The organism is Azospirillum sp. TSO22-1, from assembly GCF_003116015.1.
Taxonomy (GTDB): Bacteria; Pseudomonadota; Alphaproteobacteria; order Azospirillales; family Azospirillaceae; genus Azospirillum.
Map to the genome: position 1 here is coordinate 1 of NZ_LGQZ01000021.1, position 20,981 is coordinate 20,981.

Sequence of the window (20,981 nt, forward strand, 5' to 3'; positions counted from 1 at the left end):
GCCAGGGTGAGGCGGAGCGGCGTGTCGTCGCACGGCGTGCCCAGGCAGCGGCGCAGCGCCTCGGCCGCTTCCGCCGGGCGGCCGGCGCCGAGCAGGCCGTAGCCAAGGTTGAGGTGCAGTTCGGCCACGTGTGGGGCGCTGACCGCGGCGCGGCGCAGCCACCCCAGCGCGGCGTCTCCCCGCCCCAGCCGGCGCAGGGCGTTGCCCAGGTTGGACAAGGCGGCGGCGTGCGCCGGCGCCAGCGCCACGGCGGAGGCGAGGTGCGACGCCGCCTGCGCCGTCCGGCCGAGGTCCAGGCAGGCCAGCCCGACCAGGCGGCGCGGCTCCGCCTGCAGCGGAAATCCCCGCGCGACCAGTTCATAGAGGCCGAGCGCGTCCGCCGTCCGGCCTTCGGCGTGCAGTGCCATCGCACGTTTCGCCAGCGTCTCGGCGATGGCCGGAGTCATCACGTCCGTTCCATTGTCATGCGAACAGTCCTGCTTTTTGCCAGTTCTTTGGGCAAGCGGGGGCGGTCCTATGATCTTTGTTCGGTGGCGGGACCGTCGGAGTCCTCCGAGGTAAAGGCATGACGAGCATTTGACTCTTTACCAATCATGAACTATATTGCCGAGTCGAAGGTGGTGTGACATGGGCATCGACGCGCTCACATCCGCATTTGCGACCCTTCCCAATCCCGCCGTTGGCACGGCCAGCGTTTCGCGGGAACGCCAGGAGTCCGCTTCGTCTCCGGAAAGCGCCCAGCCCACGGTTCCCAAGGTCGTTTTTAACCCGCGCAGCCACTTCGACGCCAGCGCCGGCGTGTTCGTGATGGAATTCCGCAACGCCGACAGCGGCGAGGTGGAGCGCCAGTTCCCCGACGAGAACCAGCTGCGCGCCTACGCGAACGCCAAGAAGCTGGAAGCCGAATCGGCCGCGGAGCCGAAGACGCCCGACGCGCCGGCCCCCGCCGACTCCGCTCCCGCGCAGCCGCAGGACGCCGGGGGCAAGGCCCCGCCGCCGGTTCGCATCCAGGTCTAAGAGCCAGGCCCAAGGGCGGCTCCAGGGGGGGCTTGATGCCTCCAGTCACAGAATTTTAACCATTATTGCCCGACACTCCCGTTGCCGATGACGTTCGGCGTTCAGCGGGATTGTGCGTGCATGAGCGAGATCGCGACCTTCGACGGCGTCGGGCCCAACCTGAACGGCGCGCAGATCCTGGTGACGGGAGGAACCGGCTCGTTCGGGCGCGCGTTCGTCCGCCACGTCCTCGAACGCTATCGGCCGGCGCGCCTCATCGTCTTCTCGCGCGACGAGCTGAAGCAGTACGAGATGGCGCAGGACTTCCCCACCGCGCGCTTTCCCTGCATGCGCTACTTCATCGGCGACGTGCGCGACCAGCAGCGGCTGGAGACGGCGATGCGCGGCGTCGACTTCGTGATCCATGCCGCGGCGCTGAAGCACGTGCCGATCGCCGAATACAACCCGATGGAGTGCATCCGCACCAACATCACGGGTGCCGAGAACGTGGCGACCGCCGCCATGCGGGCGCGGGTCAAGAAGGTGGTGGCGCTGTCCACCGACAAGGCGGCCAACCCGATCAACCTCTATGGCGCCAGCAAGCTGGCCTCCGACAAGATCTTCGTCGCCGCCAACAACCTGAGCGGCGAGGGCGGCACGCGGTTCTCCGTGGTGCGCTACGGCAACGTGCTCGGCTCGCGCGGCAGCGTGGTGCCGTTCTTCCGCAAGCTGATCGCCGAGGGGGCCGCCAGCCTGCCGATCACCGACCCGCGGATGACGCGCTTCTGGATCACGCTGAAGCAGGGCGTGGCGTTCGTCGCCTCGTCGCTGGCGATGATGCAGGGCGGCGAGATCTTCGTGCCGAAGCTGCCCAGCATGCTGATGACCGACCTCGCCCGCTCGCTGGCGCCCGACCTGCCGCACGAGGTGGTCGGCATCCGCCCCGGCGAGAAGATCCACGAGGTGATGATCCCGGCGGAGGTGTCGCAGAACACCATCGAGCTGGCCGACCGCTACGTCATCATGCCCGCCTTCATGGAATGGGGCGTGTACCAGAAGCCGGCGGACAGCCGGCCGGTGTCGGAGGGCTTCTGCTACTCCAGCGACCAGAACACCGACTGGCTGGACGGAGGGCGCCTGCACGCCCTGCTGGGGAGCTGCTGAGCGTGACCGCGGCCCCGTTCCTGCCCTACGGCCGCCAGTCCATCGACGAGAGCGACGTTCGCGCCGTGGTCGAGGCGCTGGGGGCGGAGGCGCTGACCACCGGCCCCGGCGTGCCGGCCTTCGAGGCGCAGTTCGCCGACGCCGTGGGCGCGCGCCACGCGGTGGTGTCGAACAGCGGCACGGCGGCGCTGCACCTGCCGTTGCTGGCGCTGGGGATCGGGCCGGGCGACCTGGCGCTGGTCGCCTCGGTCAGCTTCATCGCCACCGCCAACGCGGCGCGCTTCTGCGGCGCCGACGTGGTCTTCGCCGACGTCGATCCGGCCAGCGGGCTGGTCACCCCCGACACGCTGCGCGCGGCTGTCGAGCGCGCCGGCCGCGCGCCGCGCGTCGTGCTGCCGGTGCACCTCAACGGCTGGGTCGCCGATCCGGCGGGCGTGGCCGAGCTGGCGCGCGGCTGGGACGCCGCCGTGGTCGAGGACGCCTGCCACGCCGTCGGCGGCCGTTACGACAACCACTCCGTGGGGGCGTGCGCGCACGCGGACTTCACCGCATTCTCGCTGCACCCGGTGAAGACCGTCACCATGGGCGAGGGCGGCGTCACCACCACCAGCGACGAGGCCCTGGCCGAGGGCATGCGGCGCGCCCGCAACCACGGCATGACCCGCGACCCGGCGCGCTTCGTCAGTCCGGAACAGGCCTTCGGCGCCGACGGCGCGCCGAACCCCTGGTACTACGAGATGCAGGATCTGGGCTTCAACTACCGCGCCACCGACGTGGCCTGCGCGCTGGGGGGCAGCCAGCTGCGCCGGCTCGACGGCTTCGTGGCGCGGCGGCGGCAGTTGCAGGCGCGCTACGACGCGGCGCTGGCGGATCTGGCGCCGCACGTGCGGCCGGTGGCGGCGCAGCCGGGCCAGAGCCCGGCGCTGCACCTCTACGCGGTGCGCATCGCCTTCGCCGGGCTGGGCATCCCGCGGGCGGCGGCGATGGAGGCGCTGCGGGCGCGCGGCGTCGGCACCCAGGTGCACTACATGCCGATCTACCGCCAGCCCTACTACGAGGGCCTGTACGGCCGCCAGCGCCTGCCGGGCGCCGAGGCCTACTACGACTCCATCCTGTCGCTGCCGTTCTTCCCGGCCATGCAGGACGAGGACGTCGACCGGGTGGTCGGGGCGCTGCGGGCGGTGCTGGGGATCTGACGAGGAGACACGCGGTGGAGCAGGGCACGAACAGGGCGCTGGACGCCTGGCAGGGCGCCTTCGGCGACGAATACACCAAGCGCAACGCCCCGCTGCCGGAGGCGCTGGGCGCGCGGCTGAAGATGTGGTCGCGCATCCTGTCGTCGTTGGATGGCGCGCCGCTGGACAGCGTGCTGGAGGTCGGCGCCAACCTCGGCCTGAACCTGCGCGCGCTGCGCCTGCTGACCCAGGCGACGCTGACCGCCGTCGAGCCGAACGCCAGCGCCCGCGCGCGGCTGGTCGAGGACGGCGTATTGCCGGCCGGGCGCGTGCACGGCGGCGTCGGGTCGAAGCTGCCCTTCGCCGACGCCAGCCACGACCTGGTGTTCACCAGCGGCGTGCTGATCCACGTGCCGCCGGCCGACCTGGCCGCCACCTGCCGCGAGATCGTCCGCGTGGCGCGGCGCTGCGTCCTCGCCGTCGAGTACAATTCCGAACAGCCGGTCGAGCTGCCCTACCGCAACCACGAGGGCCTGCTGTTCAAGCGCGACTTCGGCCAGTTCTACCTGGACACCTGCCCGGGGTTGCGGGTGCGCGACTACGGCTTCTTCTGGCGGCCGGCCACCGGGCTCGACAACCTCACCTGGTGGCTGTTCGAGAAGCCGTGACCGTGCGGCTGCGCCCGGCCACCGCGGCGGACGCGGCGGATCTCTTCCGCTGGCGCAACGACCCGCTGACCCGCCAGCAGTCGCTGACCACCGACGCGATCCCCTGGGACGCCCACGTGGCGTGGCTGGGCCGCGTGCTCGCCGATCCGGACCGGCTGCTGCTGATCGCCGAGGCGGACGGCGCCGCGGTGGGCAGCGTGCGCTGCGACGTGAGCCGCCAGGGGGACGGGATGGGGAGGGGCGTGCTGTCCTGGCAGATCGCCCCGGAGCAGCGCGGGCGCGGCTACGCCTCGGCGATGCTGAAGGCCGCGGTGGCGGACGGGCGGCTGGCGGGGCTGGAGCTGTGGGCGGAGATCAAGCCGGACAACGCGGCGTCGCGGCGGGCCGCCCTGGCGGCGGGCTTCACCTGCGCGCGCACGGCGCCGGACCTCACGTCCTGGCGCCGCGGCCCGCGGCCGGGGTGACGGCCGCGGGGCTTCGGACGGGTCAGCGGTTGGCCGGGTAGGCCTCGACGATCGCCTTGTCGACCTCGATCAGGCGGCGGCAGACCTCCATGGCCGACTGGATCTCGCCATGCTCGACCAGGTTCTGCATGACCGCGAGGCTGCGCAGCACCGGCGGCAGCTCGGTCGCCTCCGAGCGGTCGCACAGCAGGTCGCTCAGCTCCTTGCGGTAGACGTCGTTGTGCTCCGGATCCAGCAGCATGGACTGCAGCACGAAGTAGATCTTCTTGGTCGGCGAATCCGCCTCGGCGGCGCTGGACAGGAGATCCTCGCTGGTCAGCACCTGGGCGCCGGCGGAGACCTTGAGCTGCCCCTCCGGCGTCAGCATCACGGCCGCGCCGTTCACGAAAGCCACGGCACCCGGCTTGAGATTCAGATCCACCATGTCTTTCATCGCGCGCTGGCCCTATCCAATCGGTATTGAGACGTAGGGAAACATACTGCCAAACGGCGTATCAGGCAAAACGAGAAAAAAGGACAGGATTACAGCCGGATGGCCGTCGGCGCGCGGCAAACGGCCGCATCCGGGCGTGGCGGCGGGAACCGGAGGTGGGGCCTGGCGGCGGGAATTTCCGCCCACCGGGCAAATGTTGCCGGGGCGAGTCCGACCCCGGCCCCCGGCGGCGACCCGGCAGAACCTGCCGCCCCGGCGGAAAATCCAGGAAAATCAACGGTTCGCGGCGCTGGCACGGGGGTTGCTTTTCGAGTGACAGAATTCGGCCACGACAGCGTGGCGTCGGCTTTTCACTCGGGGGTGTTCCATGAGCGTCTTTGGATCGATGACGACGGCGGTGGCGGGGCTCGCGGCGCAGGCTCAGGCACTGGGCAACCTGTCGGACAACATCTCCAACTCGCAGACGATCGGCTACAAGCGCGTCGAGACGACGTTCCAGGAACTCGTCACGACGTCCAACTCCGACAAGCACAGCCCCGGCGGCGTGCGCGCCAAGCCGAGCTTCACCAACTCCACCCCGGGCAACATCTCGCAGACGCAGACCGCCACCAACATGGCGATCTCCGGCAACGGCTTCTTCCAGGTCAGCCAGGGCGTGGAGGGGGCCAGCTCGGTTTCCTTCCAGGACGCGCAGTACTTCACCCGCGCCGGCGACTTCACGCTCGACCGCTTCGGCTACCTGAAGAACAGCGCGGGCATGTACCTCAACGGCTGGGGCGTGAACAGCACCGGTGCCGTGGACAAGGGGTCGCTCTCGCCGATCCGCATCCAGCAGTTGATCGACACCCCGTCGGCGACGCAGAACGTCAACCTGTCGGCCAATCTACCGCTGAACCCCACCACGGCCAACCAGCCGGATCAGACGATCTCCCTGATCGACGCCGCCGGCGAGGAGCACACGCTGACGCTGGGCTGGCGGCAGCAGAGCGCGGGCAATTGGCGGCTGTCGATCACCGATCCGTCGCGCGACACCGCGGACGTGACCGCCGGCCAGCTCACCAGTTCCATCACCGACCCAGTCCTCGCCCCCGCCGCGCTGGCGACCGCCATCGCCCAGCCCTTCACCGTGGTGACCGGCGTGACCGCCGATCCGCAGGTCAGCACCGTGGCGCTTGGTGCCGGTACGGTCACGGCCAACACCGTGTACAGCGTTTCGGTGGGTGGCCGCACCTTCAACTACACGGCCACGGCCACCGACGTCACCAACCAAAACAACGTGGTGTATCAGCTCTGGTCCCAGATCCAGGCCGCCGGTGCGGCGCCCGGCGGCGCCGTCATCAACGCGACCGGTGACTCGATCATCATCACGGGCGACGCCGCCGGCAATCCGGTCACCGTGTCGGGGACCCCGACGGCCGCGATGACGACGACCCTGTCCTCGGTCGCCAGCAACCCCCTCGGTGCGACCCTGGGTGTGAAGGAGCAGGTGCAGATCAGCGTCGGCGGTCCGGCCGGCAACATCGGTGACGTCTACAAGGTCGACTTCGCCGGCATGGTTCCCGCCGGCCCGACGATCACCTACACGACGGACGGTTCGGAGAGCAATGCGGCCGTCATCGCTGAGCGCATCGCTGCGGCCATCAACGCGGACACCACGTCCCCGGCCACGGCAAGCGTCCTGAACGGCGCCGTTCTGCTGACGGCCAAGACGGCCACGACCGGCACCTCCATCACGACGGCCCTTACCGGCGGCGCTCCTCAATGGGTCATGGCCACGCCCGGTTACATGCCCCCATACGTGGACCTGTCGTTCACCGCCGGCTATCTGACGTCGATGGGCGCGGCCAACGTCGGCACGGGCACGGCGAGGGTTCCTCCGTCCCAGAACACCGGTGACGACGCCTTCGTCAATTTCACCGTCAACTACGGGTATGGCAATCAGACGGTGAAGCTGAATCTCGGCCAGTTCGGATCCGCGGCCAGTGGCCTGACGCAGTTCACCGGCACCTCCATCACCGAGAATTCGAAGACCCAGGACGGTTTCACGCGCGGCGCCTTCCAGAACCTGGAGGTCAAGGCTTCGGGCGATGTGGTCGCGAATTACGACAACGGCCGCAGCCGCGTGCTGGCGCGTGTGCCGGTGATCCAGGTGACCAACCCGGATGGCATGCAGAAGGTCAACGGCAACGCCTACCAGATGACCCGCGACGCGGGCGGCACGCGGGCGGACGACTCCGGGGCCAACGGTGCGGGCAACTTCGCGGTCAGCTCGATCGAAGGCTCCAACGTGGACATCGCGCAGGAGTTCACCAAGCTGATCGTCACGCAGCGCGCCTACTCCGCCAACACCAAGGTGGTGACGGCGTCGGACGAGATGCTGCAGGAAACCCTGGGCATGAAGCGCTAAGCCCCTGGCGCTGATCGGCCGGGTGTGACGCGGGGCGGCGGCGGTGCCAGGGCGCCGCCGCCGCCCCAGCCACATATCCGGTCGCGTGTTGTGCCGGGTGCGATTTCGTGGTAGGGTATGGGTTGGAGGAGTATAAAATGTCCCTCTCGTCGATCACCACCTACCAAAAGTACGTCAAGGACGCCACCAAGCTCGAGCAGAAGTTCGAGAAAACGTCCGGCGTCCAGAAAGATATCGACTACTTCAACAAGGCCGTCGATAAGCTGAAGTCGGTCGATGACCTGTTCAAGGACCAGCGTCTCGTCAGCTTCCTGGCCAAGGCGTTGAACCTGTCGGGGGAGGAACAGTACCCCGGCAAGATGAAGCGCATCCTGACCGAGAAGGTCGACGACAAGAACGCGGTCATGAACCGCCTCTCCAGCAAGCAGTACAAGAACGCCGCGGAATCCCTGCAGCTCGGCGAAAGCGGCCTGGCCCGGCTGAAGCTCAACGGCACCAAGGAAAGCATGGCCTGGGCGTACAAGAACGCCAAGTTCGAGGAATCGATCGGCGACGAGAATCTGGCGGTCCGGCAGGCGCGCTACTTCGAGAAGTGGGCGGCCAGCGCGGCCAGCAGCCCCTACAACGTCCTCGGCGACCCGATCCTGCGCGAGGTGGTGACCTACGCGGTGGGCCTGCCGAAGCAGATCGCCGTCCAGCCGGTGGAAACCCAGGCCAAGGCGATCACCGACCGCGTCGACATCAAGAAGTTCAGCGACGCCAAGTTCCGCGAGAACTTCATCAAGAAGTTCCTGAACAAGCACGACCTGGAAGATGTGCAGGCCAGCGGCGGCTCGGGCGGCTGGCTGACCTCGCTGTTCACCGCCGGCAGCGACGGAAGCACCGGCGTCAACATCGTGATCTGAGCGGCGATGCCGCGGCAGATTGCCATTGTTCAGGCCCGCATGGCCTCCACCCGCCTGCCGGGCAAGATCCTGCAACCGCTGGGCAGCACCACCGCGCTCGGGCAGGTGCTGCGCCGCTGCGCGGCCATCCCCGGCATCGACGGCGTCTGCTGCGCCATTCCCGACACCCCCGGCCACGAGCCGATCGCCGCCGAGGCCCGCCGCCACGGCGCCTCGGTGCACGCCGGGCCGGAGGACGACGTGCTGGCCCGCTACCACGGCGCGGCGCTGCGGGAACGGGCCGACGTGGTGCTGCGCGTCACCAGCGACTGCCCGCTGATCGACCCGCAGGTGTGCGGCGCCGTGCTCGACCTGCGGCGTGACGCGGGGGCCGACTTTGCCGCCAACAACACGCCGCCGTCCTGGCCGCACGGCCTCGACTGCGAGGCGATGACCATGGAGGCGCTGGACCGCGCCGCCGCCGCGGCCGTGCCGGGGCCGGAGCGCGAGCACGTCACGCCGTGGATCCGCAAGGCGCCGGGCCTGACGCGGGTGGACCTCGCCGGGCCGGGCGGCGCGCTGGTCGGCGAGCGCTGGACGCTCGACTATCCCGAGGATCTGGACTTCCTGCGCGCGCTGTTTGCCGTGTTGCCGCGCGAGGACGCCGGCTGGCGCGACGTGGTCGCCGCGCTCGACGCGCACCCGGGGATCCGCGCCATCAACGCCGCCCGGCGCGACCCGGCGCGCGTTCCCGCATCAGATTGACCGGGTCAGGCTGGGCGCTCCCCCAGCATCGCCCAGTCCACCGGCTCGCCGCGCGTCAGCGCGCGCGCGGCCCTGCGGCCGAGCACGTCGGGCAGGTGCTTCGGCGGCAGGCCGCCGCCCGGGCGGATGGAGCGCACGTGCTCCGGCCCCAGCACGGTGCCGGCCGGCACGTCGGCGACCACGTAGAGCGAGCGGCGCAGGCCGGCGTTGGCCGCCTCGCTGGGCTTCAGCGCGTAGTCGGCGCGCCCCAGCGCCGCCCAGGCGTCGCGGCAGGCCTGCGCCATGGTGCGGAATTCCTCCGGCTCCAGCGAGAAGGCGGCGTCGGGGCCGCCGTCGGCGCGCTTCAGGGTGAAGTGCTTCTCGACCAGCACGGCGCCGAGCGCCACCGCGGCGATCGGCACCGCCACGCCGTGCGTGTGGTCGGACAGGCCGACCACCGTGCGGAAGGCCGACGCCAGATGCGGGATGGTGCGCAGGTCGACCTCGGCGATCGGCGTCGGGTAGCCGCTGGTGCAGTGGAGCAGGATCGGCGGCCGTCCCGATTCGGCACGGATGGCGTCCACCGCCTCGGCGATCTCGCCCAGGCTGGCCATGCCGGTGGACAGGATGACCGGCTTGCCCGTCCGTGCCACCCGGCGGACCAGCGGCAGGTCGACCAGCTCGAACGAGGCGATCTTGTGGGCGGGGACGTCCAGCCCCTCCAGGAAATCGACCGCCGTGGGGTCGAAGGGCGAGCTGAAGGCGGCGAGGCCGAGGCTCCCGGCGCGCTCGAACAGGCGCGGGTGCCAGTCCCAGGGGGTGTGCGCCTCCTGATAGAGGTCGTGCAGGGTGCGGCCGGCCCACAACCCGCCCTCCAGCCGGAAGCCGGGGCCGTCGTGCGCGATGGTGATGGTGTCGGCGGTGTAGGTCTGCAGCTTGACGGCGTCGGCGCCCGCCTCCTTGGCGGCGTCGATCAGCGCCAGCGCCCGGCCGATGTCGCCGTTGTGGTTGCCCGACAGCTCGGCGATGACGTAGGGCGGATGGTCGGGGCCGATGGCGCGGCCGGCGATGGCGAAGTCCATGGCGTGTTCCATCAAAGGCGAGCCCATCAAAGGCGGGCGAAAACCCGGAAGCCGGGGCAGGGGCGGCGGCGCACCGTGCCGTCGGCCTCGATGCCGTCGCACCAGCCGTCGGAGTGGACCACCAGCCGCCGCACCAGCAGGCGGCTCTGGCCGGGGATCAGCATCTCGATGAAGGTGGCGCGCGTCTCGTGCGTCTCAATCAGGCTGGACATATAGGGCCACAGCGATTCGACCGGCGTCAGGCAGATCTCCGGCGCGTGGCGCAGCTCGGTGGTGACCTGGACGGCGCCGGACTCGCGGTACAGGAAGCACAGGTTGACCGGCAGCGACTGCACCAGCCCGCCGCCGGTGTCCACCACCACGCGCATCGGCGCCCCGGCGCGGATGGCGGCCTCCAGCGCCCGCACCTCGGCCGGCGCGGCGCTGTCGTAGACCGGCGTGTGGTCGTGGCGGACGACGAACTCGAACCGCTTGTAGGCCTCGCCCGGGTAGAGCATCAGCGGCAGCGGCGCCCCGGCGCGCGGTCCCGGCCCGGTGTCGTAGCGCAGGAACAGGCGGGTGTCGCCGCAGTAGGCGAAGCCGCCGAAGGACGGCCCGGCGGGGTCGTAGAGCAGCGGCTGCGGGATCGCCCAGAAGCAGCGCTCGCTGGCGATCACCTGGTCGAAACAGTAGTTCTCCAGGTATTCCGGGTTGTTGGCCGGGCTGCGCGGGTCGGGGACCATCACCGAGGCCAGTGAGGCGCCGGCCTTCACCGCGGCCACGAGGTCGAGCGGCCAGGCGGATGCCCGGTCGAGCACGGCGGGCGGCGGCCCCGCGGACTCGAGCGCGGCGTTGAGCGCCGCCGCGACCGCGACGTATCCGGTGCCGGCGGCGTTGACGCCGACGCTGTACGCCTCGTGGCAGCGGTGCGGGCGCAGCCGCACGGCGTGCGCCAGCGCCGGGACGCCGGCGGGGTTGCCGGCCAGCACGCCCAGCACGCCCAGCAGGTAGAGCGCCGCCGGGTCGGCGGGGTCGTCGGCCAGCGTTCGCCGCAGGCCGCGCGCCGCGCCGCCGCCGTCGGGCAGGGCGGCGAGCCGCTGCGCCATCCGCCGCACGGTCTGGTCGTCGTCCGGCGCCAGCCGCAGCAGGCGCCGGTCGAGCGGCGCGCCGGCCGCGGTGTCGGCCAGCACCGACAGCGCCACGTAGGGCCATGGCGTTTCCGGCGCCAGCGCCGCGGCGCGCCGGGCGATCCAGGTGCCGGACTCCGCATCCTGCGCGTCGAGCGCGGCGCGGGCGTAGGGCAGCAGGGCGTCGGCGTCGGACGACAGCAGGATCCGCATCAGGACCAGCGGGGGCGGGAGCAGGGCCGGCGCCATGGCGGGACTCAGCCCCGCACCGGCAGGCGCACCGGGATGCCCTCGGCGTCGAGGTGCAGCTTGGCTTCGCGCGGCGTCTGCTGGGTGAAGTGGAACATCGCCGCCGCCGCGACCGCCGCCGCCCCGCGCTTCGCCGCCGCCGCCATGTCGGCGTAGGAGCCCGCACCGCCCGAGGCGATCACCGGGATGCCCACGGCGGCGCTCACCGCCTCGACCAGGGCGAGGTCGTAGCCCTCCATGGTGCCGTCGCGTTCGACGGAGGTCAGCAGGATCTCCCCGGCGCCGAGGCCGGCGACCTGCTGCGCCCAGGCGACGGGGTGGCGGCCGGTCGGCTGCCCGCCGTTGCGGCCGTGCACCTCCCAGGTGTCGGGCGTGGAGCCGCGCACGTCGATGGAGACCACCACGCACTGGCTGCCGAACGCCGCCGCGGCGTGCTCGACCAGCGCCGGGTCGGCGAGGATGGCGGTGTTGACCGCCACCTTGTCGGCGCCGACCGCGAGCAGCGCGCGGAAATCCTCCAGGCCGCGCACGCCGCCGCCGACGGTCATCGGCATGAAGCAGTAGTCGGCCAGCTCGTCGATCAGGGCGAGGTCGGGGCCGCGCCCCTCCGCGGTGGCGGCGATGTCGAGGAAGACCAGCTCGTCCACCTCGCGCAGGTTGTAGACCTTGATCGCCTGGAGGGCGCCGCCGACCCGGCGCGAGCTGTCGAAGCCGCGTCCCTTGACCAGGCCGTTCTCGCGGTAGAGCAGGGTGGGGATGATGCGGGTCTTCAGCATGGCGGATGGGCCTGGATCAGCCCGAGTTTCAGGAGGAAGCCGACCGTCCACACCATCTGCTGGCGCGGCGGCCCTTGCAAGCCCGCCGTCAGCTCGCCCACCGTGGCGTCGCCGGCCGACAGCCGGGCCAGAACGCCCTGCGCCACGTCGGTGAAGCCGATGACCGGCTCGGCGAAGCGGTGCACCGACAGCGCCGACAGATCGCCGACCAGCGTGTCGGAGCGGTCGGGGCGGCGCGACAGGCGCAGCTCCGGCGTCAGCGCGCGGGTCGGGTGGCCGGCGAACTGGCGGAACGGGTCGGGGCGCAGCGGGTGCGGCAGCGGCGCGGACTCCGGCGCGGCGGCGCGCATCTCGGCGAGGTGCGCCCACAGCGCGCGGTGCCGCTCCAGCACCACCGGCCAATCGACGGTCGCCCGGGCGAAGGCCGCGGCGCGTTCGCCCATGGCGCGCAACCGGTCCGGGGCGCCCAGGAGGTCGAGCAGCGCCGTCTCCAGCCGGCCGGCGTCGACGGCGGTCGCCAGCGCGGCGAAGCCCTCGTAGCCGTCGATGCCCAGCATGCCGTCCTCGTACCAGTCGGACAGCGCCTGCCCGTCGCCGGGCGCCGGGGCCAGGGTGGGGATGCGCACGCCCACTTCCCCACCATCGGGCCCACCGTCCGGAACGGTGTCGCGGTAGCCGTCCCAGTCGGAGACCAGCACCGGCAGGCCGGCGGCCATGGCCTCCAGCGGCGTGATGCCGAAGCTCTCCTGGATGGTGTCGGACAGCGAGACGAACAGGTCGGCGGCGTGCCAGATGGAGAAGCGCACCGCGTCGTCGCGGCCGTCGAGCACGTGCAGCCGCACGTCCGGGCACAGGCGGCGCGCCGCCTCCCGGTACTCGTCCTCGATGCCGTCGTTGGCGAACCAGCCGGCGAGTACGAGGTGCACCGGCCGGCCCAGGGACTCGCGCGCCCGCTGCAGGGCCAGGAAGCCGGCCGTGGGGTGCGCCTTGCCGAGGTGCGTCAGCCGGCCGAAGTGCAGCGCTACCGGGTCGGCGTCGGCGATGCCCAGCCGGGCGCGCCACTGCGCGCGCAGCCGCGCCTTCTTGGCCGCGGGCACGGCGTACTCGTCGCACCAGATGCCGAGCGGGATGACCTCCAGGTGCGGGCGCGGCACGCGGGCGGCGCCGAAGCGGCGGGCAAGATAGCCGCCGTAGTCGTCGAACAGCTGCTCGATGGCGGCGCGCGAGGCGCGGCTGGTGCAGACGATGGCGTCCCACGGCTGCACCGGCGCGGTCAGGTAGGCGCCCAGCGCGTCCTGGGCGTCGTGCGTGCTGATGGTGTGGTTGAGGCCGATCAGGCTGACCGCCCGGTCGTCGCCGCGCGCCCGCCGCCACGCCAGCTCGGTCACCTTGGCCAGGCCGTGCACGTGCAGCGCTCCGGCCTGCCGCAGCCGCGGATCGTCGAAGCTCTGCGCCCAGCACACCTCCTGCCCCGGCACCGCCATGGGGTCGCGGTCCTGCAGCGCGGTGAACCGGTCGAGCTGGTCGAGCGAGTCGCCGTACAGCACCACCGGCCGCGCCGGGTCGGCGTGCGCCAGCGCCTTCAGGAAGCCGTGGCCGGAGACGGCGCGCCCGGCGATGCGGGGTCCGGAGCGGGCGAAACCGTCCTCCTGGAAGAACACCGCTGCGGCCGGACGCGCCACGCCGTCACTCCCCGGCCGTCGGCTGCCCCTCGGGCCCGGAACCGCCCATGGAGAGCATCTTGTCGTCGTGCGCGAACAGCTCGCGCGCCAGACGCAGGGCGGCGTAGTACTCGTTGGAGGCGAGGTGCAGGCGGATCGCCGCGACCTTCTTGCGGATGGCCGGCGTGGTCGTCGCCTCCGCGTAGTCGTCGATGTAGCGGTTCGCCTGGTCCAGCCAAGCCGGCTGCTCCTCGGGGTCGGCGACGTAGGCGTTCTGGATCGCGTAGTAGATCCGGCGCGCCGGGGTCGTCGCCTCCTCCGGGCGGACCAGCTGGCGCTCGAGCATCAGGGTGACTTTGTTGTGGATGGTCAACCCGATCGAGCTGTCGGCACTGATGAGCGCGCCGTTGATGATGATCCGCTCTCCGGCGCGCAGGTTGACTTTCAGGGGCATGCGAACGGGACTCCCAGATCAGGCCGGCGGCTCAGGCCGACTTCAGCACGCCGACGACGCCGCGCAGCGGCTCGCCGTTGACCAGCCGCAGCTTCTCCGCCGACATCTGCGCCACCGTGAACCCGGCAGCGGTGGCCAGACGCTCCAGTTCGCCGCGGCCGTGCGCGAAGCTGCCGGCCGGGGTGAGGCGCAGCGGTGCGCCGTCGGCCGTCACCTCCACGGAGAAGACGAAGACGCCGCCCGGCTTCAGGTGCGCCTTCAGCAGCGCCAGCAGCGGCGCCACGTCGCCGAGATAGGCCAGCGTGTCGCCGGCCATCACCACGTCGTACTGCACCGTGTCGGCGGCCAGCGCCGCCTCGGCGTCCGCCACCTCCACCGAGTCGTAGATGCGGGTGGCGCGGGCGTACTCGGCCATCGCCGGCGTCAGGTCGATGCCCTTCAGCGTGGCCGCCATGTCGCGCACCATCAGGCCGCACAGCCCGGTGCCGCAGCCGAGGTCGAGGATGGACAGGTCCTTGCCGGCGGTGTGCGCCTTGACGGCCTGACCGATCAGCGCCGGGGCGCGGTAGCTGCGTGCACCCAGCATCAGGTCGTCGTAGCGCGGCGCCAGCATGTCGAACACGACGCGCACGAAGTCGGGATCGGCCTTGGCCGGCGCGCCGCCCGCGGCGGCGGCCAGCACGTGGCGGGCGAAGCCGTCGTTCGGGGCGACGCGCTGCAGGTCGCGCAGCACCGCCACCGTCTCGGCGTCGCGGCCGTCGAGCTGCAGCACCGCGGCCAGCATGCGCAGCAGCCGGACATCCTCGGGGAAGCGCTTGCGCGCCTCCTGGCCCAGGGCGATCGCTTCCGGCAGGCGGCGCAGCTGCACCAGGCTGTCCATGCGCATCGCCACCAGCGTCGCCTGGTGCGGGGCCAGCGAGACGGCGGTGCGCAGCAGTTCCTCCACCGCCTCGAACGACTTCTGGCGGCGCAGCACGGCGGCGAGGTGGGCGTAGCGGCCGACCTCGTCCGGGGCCGCCTTCAGCGCCTCGTAGCTGAACATCGCCGCCTCGTCGAGGCGGCCGACCTCGGCCATCTGCTCGGACAGCAGGGTGTTCGCCTCGGCATCCTTGGGCGCGGCGGTGACGGCGGAGGCGGCGTCCCTGATGGCGCCGACGCGGTCGCCGGATTCGGCGCTCAGGCGGGAGCGGGCGAGCAGAGCCTCGCGGTGCAGTTCCGATTTGTCGATCACGGAGTCGAGCACGGTGCGGGCCTGGCGCCGTTCCTCCGTGCCGCCGGAGTCGATCAGCCCGAGGGCCTCCTTCACCGCGCCGTCGAGGTTGCCGGCGGCCAGGGCGGCGTTTGCCGCTGCAAGACGGCCCGCAGCCGCGCCCTGATCAGACACCATCATCGAAACTCCTTGCTTCGGCCCGCCGTCACGTTCGGTGGGCCGCTTGGTCTTGTATGACGAGTTTGCCATGAAATCCGGAAAAGCAACAAAACTATCGTGTGAGGCAAGGATGCCGGCGGCATCCATCGTCGTGGCGCGGCCACGGGCCGGCCGCCCCTGCGTCGCCCCCTACATCGCCAGGAAGTTGCGGATCAGGGTGAAGCCGACGTGCTGGCTCTTCTCCGGATGGAACTGCACGCCGCAGACCAGGCCGTCGTCGGCGGCGGCGGTGAAGCCGCCGGCGTAGTCGGCCTCGGCCAGACGGTTCTCCTCCGGGCAGCGCAGCGCGAAGCTGTGTACGAAGTAGACATCCGCGCCGTCGGCGATGCCGCGGAACAGCGGGTGGTCGCGCTGCGGGTGCACCTGGTTCCAGCCGATGTGCGGCAGCCGTTCGCCCGGCCGCGGGGCGAGTCGCTCGACCCGGCCGGGAATCAGGCCCAGGCCGGGGGTGCCGCCACCCTCCTCACCCCACTCGGCGAGCAGTTGCAGGCCGAGGCAGACGCCGAGCAGCGGCCGCGGGTGCCGCGCCAGCCCCTCGTGCAGCGCCGCCGCGAGGCCGCGGCCGTGCAGGTTGGCCATGCCCCGCGCGAAGTTTCCCACGCCCGGCAGCACCAGCCGGCCGGCGCCGGCGATGTCCTTCGGGTCGGTGGAGACGGCGACGCGGGCGCCGCACTCGGTCAGCGCGCGGCCGATGCTGTCGAGGTTGCAGAGCCCGTGGTCAACGATCAGGACCGACGTTGTCATGGTTGACCTTTTCCAGGTTGCCGGCGCGGTCGCGGATCAGCTGGCCGAGATGGTCGCGCCTGAACAGCTTCTTGTTCGTATAGGAGTCGCAGACCGCCACGAACTCGTCCACCGTCATGTCGATCTCGGCCAGGATGTCGGCGAGCGGCCGGCCCAGGTAGGTGGACGGGAACCTGCCGTCGTGCAGCTTCACCATGGTCAGCCCGTCGGCGCGCGAGATGCGGCCGCGGCGGATGTGGTTGCAGGCGATGTCGGTGGCGCGGCCGAAGCCGTACTTCAGGAACTTGAAGTAGTCGTGGATGCCGGTCTGGTGGTTGTCCAGGTTCTCGTAGTTGACCAGCGAGCCCTCGACCATGTGCGGGAAGGTCTCGAAGCCGTGCGCCTGCGCCATCAGCGCGTTGGCGTAGCCGTCCCAGGGGAAGTAGTGGCCGAGGAAGATGCCGGTGACGCCGACCCGGGCCAGCTCGGCGTCGCTGGGGTAGGTGTACTGGATCAGGTCCTGCGGGCGGATGCCGTCCTGGCCGACCATGTCGCTGACCCGGAGGCCGAGCAGGCCGCCGAACTCCTCCAGCCAGCGCCGGGTCAGCACGTTGTCCGCCGCCGCCGCGGCCGGGCCGCCGTACTCGTTCTGCGCGTTCTCGCCCCAGACGATCAGGGGGATGTCGAGCTGCACCGCGAGGCGGACCGGGATGGTGAAGATGGTGACGTGTTCCGGCCAGGAGATGTCGCCGATGTTCTGCAGGCAGAACCGGTTCAGCCTGCGCCGGACCAGCGGGTTGGTGGTCACCTCGATGTAGTCGACGCCGAGCCGCTTGAGGTTCTCGATGTTGCGCCGGCCGACGGCGGAGAGGCTGCAGGTGGTGGAGGTGACGCACAGCGGCGTCAGCCCGGCCTCCAGCAGGCGGATGGTCTGGTAGGTGCTGTCCTTGCCGCCGCTGACCGGCACGATGCAGTCGTAGTTGGAGCCGTCGCGCCGGTAGCGCCCGATCACCGTGCGGAACTCCGCCTGCCGGGCGTCCCAGTCCACCGTGGCGCGCTTCTCGTAGTTCAGGCACGCGCTGCACACGCCGCGCTCGTCGAACCACAGGTCCGGCTTGGTTTCCGGGTAGAGGCAGCGCGTGCAGTAGCGGATCATGGCGATGGGTCTCTGGTCTGACGGGCGGGTCGGTGCCGGCTCAGCCGTTTGATGTATCACCGCGGAGAGGCGGACGGAAGGCGTGCCGGGGCTGGGCCATTTTTTCCCCCAGCGGCAATTTCTGCCCATGGCCCCGCCCGCGCTGGCGCGGCCTTGCCCAGGGGCGGGCGGCGGAAACCCAGGGAAATCAGGGAGTGCACAGGCTGGCCCGGGGCTTGCTTCGTCGCTGGCGGGATGATGTTTTCCGTCATCCGGACCGACCGGAGCAGTTCGATGTCACTCGACCTAAGTATTGCCAACGCGCTCAGCGGCCTGAAGGTCGTCCAGCGCAGCATCGATACGGTGTCGCAGAACATCTCGAACGCGCAGACACCGGGCTACACCCGCAAGACGCTGGCCCAGTCCGCCGTCGTGATCGGCCAGACCGGCGCCGGCGTGCAGGTGGGCGAGCTGCAGCGGGTGGTCGACGCCAGCCTGCAGGCCGACCTGCGCCGCCGCACCGGCGCGCTGGCGGGGCAGGAGATCAAGGAGGCCTACCTCCAGCGCGTCGAGGAGCTGCAGGGGCGCCCGGAGGACGAGCAGTCGCTCGCCTCCACCTACGGCAAGTTCCAGGACGCCTTCGACAAGCTGTCGACCTCCCCGGAATCCGTCTCCTACCAGCAGGAGGTGGTCAGCCAGGCGACCTCGCTGACCGAACAGCTGCGCTCGATGTCGGGCCAGATGCTGACGCTGCGCAACCAGACCCAGGTCGAGATCGGCGCCTCGGTGGAGGCGATCAACGGCAACCTGCGGCGCATCGCCGACCTCAACGACCAGATCGTCGCGGTGGGGCAGCGCGGCGAGAGCACCGCCCACCTGGAGGACCAGCGCGACCAGTCGGTGCTGGAGCTGTCCAAGTACATGGACATCCAGACGGTGCGGAGCAACGACCAGCGGGTCATCATCACCACCCGCAGCGGGCTGACGCTGGTGGACCGCTCGGCGCAGCAGCTGGAGTTCACGCAGACCACGCTGGACGACAACTCGTACTACAACGCCAGCCCGCCGGGGAACATCCCGGGCATCACGCTGAAGGGCGCCCCGGGGCGCGACGTCACCAGCGCGCTGGCCGGCGACGGCAAGCTGGGCGCGCTGCTGGAACTGCGCGACCGCACCTTCCCGACGCTGCAGGGGCAGCTGGACGAGTTCGCGCAGAAGATGGCGATGCGCTTCGAGGCGGCCGGCATGACGCTGTTCACCGGCGCTCCGGGGTCGTACCCGGCGCAGCCGACCAACCCGGGCAGCCCGGTGCCCGCCGACATCCCCGGCAACTACGTGGGATTCGCGGCGCAGATCTCGGTGAACCTGGCGGCCGCCAACCCGGACTTCGTCCGCTACGGCGACGCCGGGGCGCCGGCGGCGGGCGCGCCGGCGGTGACCAACCAGCGCATCCTCAACGTCCTGAACTACGCCATGGGCGACACCGCGAACGCCGCGGGCCTGCAGCACGCGACGTTCCGCAGCGGCGCGCTGGGCCCGAACGCGCTGGCCAACCTGAGCAGCGACCTGCCGCAGGTCGCCAGCCTCGGCAGCTTCGTGCAGACGCTGGTGGCGCGCCAGGGCCAGATGCGCGCCGACGTCACGGCGGACAAGACGCGGACCGAGGAGCTGAAGAACGCCGTGGAGACGCGCAGCAACGACCTCTCGGGCGTCAACCTGGACACCGAAATGGCGCAATTGACCATCCTGCAGCGCTCCTACAGCGCGTCGGCGCAAGTCCTGCGGACGGCGCAGCAGATGATGGACACGCTGTTCTCGGCGGTGCGCTGAGCGCGAAGGAGCTGATCCATGACCAACATTTCCAGCTACAGCCAATACCAGCGCATGCTGAACGACACGACCCGGCTGCAGCGCCAGCAGGTCACGCTGAACAGCCAGGCGTCCAGCGGCAAGATCGGCACGGTCATCGGCGACCTGGGCGTGGAGGCGCGGCGCTCGGTCAACATCCGCTCGGTCACCGGGCAACTGGACACCTACAAGGAGAACATCGCCGGCGTGTCGCTCTACGCCAGCGTCATGGACACCGCGATGTCCAAGATGACGGACCTGCTCAACGACCTGCGCAACGAATACAGCAAGATGTCGAGCGACCTGTCGACCAGCGGCACCTCGGCGATTCCCGACACCACCTTCCTGAACGAGCTGGGCAAGCGCGGGATGGAGGAACTGCAGAACCTGCTGAACACCAAGGTCGAGGGGCGCTACGTCTTCGCCGGCAACGACATCCACAACGCGCCGGTGCCCGACGTCAACGGGCTGTTCGCCGCCTTCCAGTCGGAGATGGCCACCAACCTGCCGGGCGCCACCACGGTGGCGCAGCAGACCGACATCATCACCAACCTCAAGGGCTACGTCGGGCTGCCGAACACCACGCTGGCGTCGATCCCCGTGGCCACCAACCCGCCGCAGGCCTACCTGGGCGGCACCGGCACGTCGGGGCTCTATTCGACGTCGCTGCAGCAGAGCGGCGGCGCCACCATGATCGCCCGCGTCGATATCGACCGGCAGGTCAGCTACGGCCTGCGCGCCGACGCGCCGGTGTTCCAGGACATGTTCCGCGCGCTGGCGACGGCCGCCACCATCACCTGCCCGCCGGGCAACGTGGACGGCTACAAGGCGCTGCTGAAGGACGGCTTCGACACGACGCGGTCGTCGATCACCAGCCTGTCCAACGAGGTCGGCAAGCTCGGCATCACCCGCAAGGAGATCGAGGACATCGACCAGAAGCACGACAGCGTCATCAGCAGCCTCACCGTCGCGCTGGGCGACGTCGAGGACGTCGACATGGCCGTGGTCGCCACCAAGCTTTCACAGAACAGCACGGCGCTCGAGGCAACCTACAAGATTATCGCCCAGGCCAAGAGCCTGTCCCTCATCAACTTCCTGTCGTAAGAGTCCAACCCGTTGATCTGCCTGGACGGCAGCCTGCTTACCCTTACAGATATCCCTTGACGCGTTTGGCGTAGGAGCATAGACTTTTGCGCAGGTTCAAAAGGGCCTCTCGCAGACCAAAAGGAGATGTGTCATGGCAAACTCCGTCAACACCAACCAGAGCGCCATCGTCGCTCTGCAGAGCCTCAACAACACCATCGGTTCGCTGAACAAGGTTCAGAAGCGCGTCACGACCGGCTACAAGGTCGCCGACTCGGTGGACGATGGCGCGGCGTTCGCCGTGGCCCAGTCGCTGCGCTCCGACAAGGGCGCGATCGACGCGGTCAACAGCCAGCTGAACATCGCCAAGGGCGCCACTTCGGTCTTCAGCAACGCGGCGACCAACGTGTCCGACGCGCTGGCCCGGGCCCGCGAGACGCTGACCAAGCTGGCCGACCAGAACCTCAACACCGACATGCGCACGAAGTACAACAACGACT

Annotated in this window: 20 protein-coding genes and 1 pseudogene; 11 read left to right on the plus strand and 10 right to left on the minus strand. The window is 70.6% G+C overall.

Annotated elements, in window-relative coordinates:
* Positions 1-446 (minus strand): tetratricopeptide repeat protein (locus TSO221_RS36955; RefSeq protein ID WP_146208725.1); only part of this gene is annotated, 446 nt, incomplete at its 3' end.
* Positions 447-627: 181 nt separating this feature from the next.
* Here TSO221_RS36955 and TSO221_RS06520 point away from each other — a divergent pair.
* The 5 genes from TSO221_RS06520 to TSO221_RS06540 all read left to right on the plus strand — a co-directional run bounded on the left by TSO221_RS06520 (position 628) and on the right by TSO221_RS06540 (position 4,467).
* A complete protein-coding gene (locus TSO221_RS06520; protein ID WP_109117673.1) occupies positions 628-1,017 on the plus strand; it encodes a hypothetical protein in 390 nt (129 codons plus the stop codon).
* A gap of 120 nt (positions 1,018-1,137) precedes the next feature.
* A complete protein-coding gene (gene pseB / locus TSO221_RS06525; protein WP_109117674.1) occupies positions 1,138-2,160 on the plus strand; it encodes a UDP-N-acetylglucosamine 4,6-dehydratase (inverting) in 1,023 nt (340 codons plus the stop codon).
* A 2-nt stretch (positions 2,161-2,162) separates the two neighbouring features.
* Positions 2,163-3,356: a UDP-4-amino-4,6-dideoxy-N-acetyl-beta-L-altrosamine transaminase gene (gene pseC / locus TSO221_RS06530; RefSeq protein WP_199229401.1), complete on the plus strand. Its 1,194-nt coding sequence runs from the start codon at positions 2,163-2,165 to the stop codon at positions 3,354-3,356.
* A 14-nt stretch (positions 3,357-3,370) separates the two neighbouring features.
* Positions 3,371-4,003, plus strand: a complete 633-nt coding sequence (locus TSO221_RS06535; RefSeq protein WP_109117676.1) for a pseudaminic acid biosynthesis-associated methylase — start codon at positions 3,371-3,373, stop codon at positions 4,001-4,003.
* On the plus strand, positions 4,000-4,467 hold the full coding sequence (locus TSO221_RS06540) for a GNAT family N-acetyltransferase (RefSeq protein WP_199229399.1): 468 nt from the start codon (positions 4,000-4,002) through the stop codon (positions 4,465-4,467). The genes TSO221_RS06535 and TSO221_RS06540 overlap by 4 nt, the downstream gene beginning before the upstream one ends.
* Positions 4,468-4,489: 22 nt before the next feature.
* Here TSO221_RS06540 and TSO221_RS06545 read toward each other — a convergent pair whose 3' ends face one another.
* Positions 4,490-4,891 carry a flagellar biosynthesis repressor FlbT gene (locus tag TSO221_RS06545; protein WP_158284010.1) on the minus strand — a complete coding sequence of 134 codons (402 nt, stop codon included), beginning with the start codon at positions 4,889-4,891 and terminating at the stop codon, positions 4,490-4,492.
* Between the two features lie 376 nt (positions 4,892-5,267).
* Between TSO221_RS06545 and TSO221_RS06550 the strand changes: the two genes are divergently transcribed.
* The 3 genes from TSO221_RS06550 (at position 5,268) to TSO221_RS06560 (ending at position 8,956) form a co-directional block, all read left to right on the plus strand.
* Positions 5,268-7,307, plus strand: coding sequence for a flagellar hook-basal body complex protein (locus TSO221_RS06550; protein WP_109117678.1), 2,040 nt, complete (start codon positions 5,268-5,270; stop codon positions 7,305-7,307).
* A gap of 137 nt (positions 7,308-7,444) precedes the next feature.
* On the plus strand, positions 7,445-8,212 hold the full coding sequence (locus TSO221_RS06555; protein WP_109117679.1) for a DUF1217 domain-containing protein: 768 nt from the start codon (positions 7,445-7,447) through the stop codon (positions 8,210-8,212).
* A gap of 6 nt (positions 8,213-8,218) precedes the next feature.
* Positions 8,219-8,956 (plus strand): glycosyltransferase family protein, encoded by a 738-nt coding sequence (locus TSO221_RS06560; protein WP_109117680.1) that lies wholly within the window; start codon positions 8,219-8,221, stop codon positions 8,954-8,956.
* A 5-nt stretch (positions 8,957-8,961) separates the two neighbouring features.
* Here TSO221_RS06560 and pseI read toward each other — a convergent pair whose 3' ends face one another.
* From pseI to TSO221_RS06600, 8 genes are all read right to left on the minus strand, one after another.
* A complete protein-coding gene (gene pseI, locus TSO221_RS06565; RefSeq protein WP_109117681.1) occupies positions 8,962-10,017 on the minus strand; it encodes a pseudaminic acid synthase in 1,056 nt (351 codons plus the stop codon).
* Between the two features lie 26 nt (positions 10,018-10,043).
* A complete protein-coding gene (locus TSO221_RS06570) occupies positions 10,044-11,372 on the minus strand; it encodes a hypothetical protein (protein WP_109117682.1) in 1,329 nt (442 codons plus the stop codon).
* Between the two features lie 8 nt (positions 11,373-11,380).
* Positions 11,381-12,148, minus strand: a complete 768-nt coding sequence (locus TSO221_RS06575) for an imidazole glycerol phosphate synthase cyclase subunit (RefSeq protein ID WP_109117683.1) — start codon at positions 12,146-12,148, stop codon at positions 11,381-11,383.
* Positions 12,142-13,830, minus strand: a complete 1,689-nt coding sequence (locus TSO221_RS06580) for a glycosyltransferase family 4 protein (RefSeq protein ID WP_109117684.1) — start codon at positions 13,828-13,830, stop codon at positions 12,142-12,144. The genes TSO221_RS06575 and TSO221_RS06580 overlap by 7 nt, the downstream gene beginning before the upstream one ends.
* A 4-nt stretch (positions 13,831-13,834) precedes the next feature.
* Positions 13,835-14,263, minus strand: a complete 429-nt coding sequence (locus TSO221_RS06585) for a flagellar biosynthesis repressor FlbT (RefSeq protein ID WP_109117685.1) — start codon at positions 14,261-14,263, stop codon at positions 13,835-13,837.
* Positions 14,264-14,294: 31 nt separating this feature from the next.
* Positions 14,295-15,653, minus strand: a complete 1,359-nt coding sequence (locus TSO221_RS06590; protein WP_158284011.1) for a methyltransferase domain-containing protein — start codon at positions 15,651-15,653, stop codon at positions 14,295-14,297.
* Positions 15,654-15,821: 168 nt separating this feature from the next.
* The gene (hisH, locus tag TSO221_RS06595) at positions 15,822-16,436 is read right to left on the minus strand and encodes an imidazole glycerol phosphate synthase subunit HisH (protein ID WP_109117687.1); all 615 of its coding nucleotides are present in this window, start codon (positions 16,434-16,436) and stop codon (positions 15,822-15,824) included.
* Positions 16,411-17,571, minus strand: a complete 1,161-nt coding sequence (locus TSO221_RS06600) for an N-acetyl sugar amidotransferase (RefSeq protein ID WP_109117688.1) — start codon at positions 17,569-17,571, stop codon at positions 16,411-16,413. The genes hisH and TSO221_RS06600 overlap by 26 nt, the downstream gene beginning before the upstream one ends.
* 273 nt (positions 17,572-17,844) lie before the next feature.
* Between TSO221_RS06600 and flgK the strand changes: the two genes are divergently transcribed.
* From flgK to TSO221_RS06615, 3 genes and pseudogenes are all read left to right on the plus strand, one after another.
* A complete protein-coding gene (flgK, locus tag TSO221_RS06605; RefSeq protein WP_158284012.1) occupies positions 17,845-19,380 on the plus strand; it encodes a flagellar hook-associated protein FlgK in 1,536 nt (511 codons plus the stop codon).
* 18 nt (positions 19,381-19,398) lie between these two features.
* Complete coding sequence (locus TSO221_RS06610; protein ID WP_109117690.1) at positions 19,399-20,502, plus strand: flagellin; 1,104 nt, start codon at positions 19,399-19,401, stop codon at positions 20,500-20,502.
* 133 nt (positions 20,503-20,635) lie between these two features.
* Positions 20,636-20,981: pseudogene (locus tag TSO221_RS06615) on the plus strand (flagellin); the annotation flags it as partial.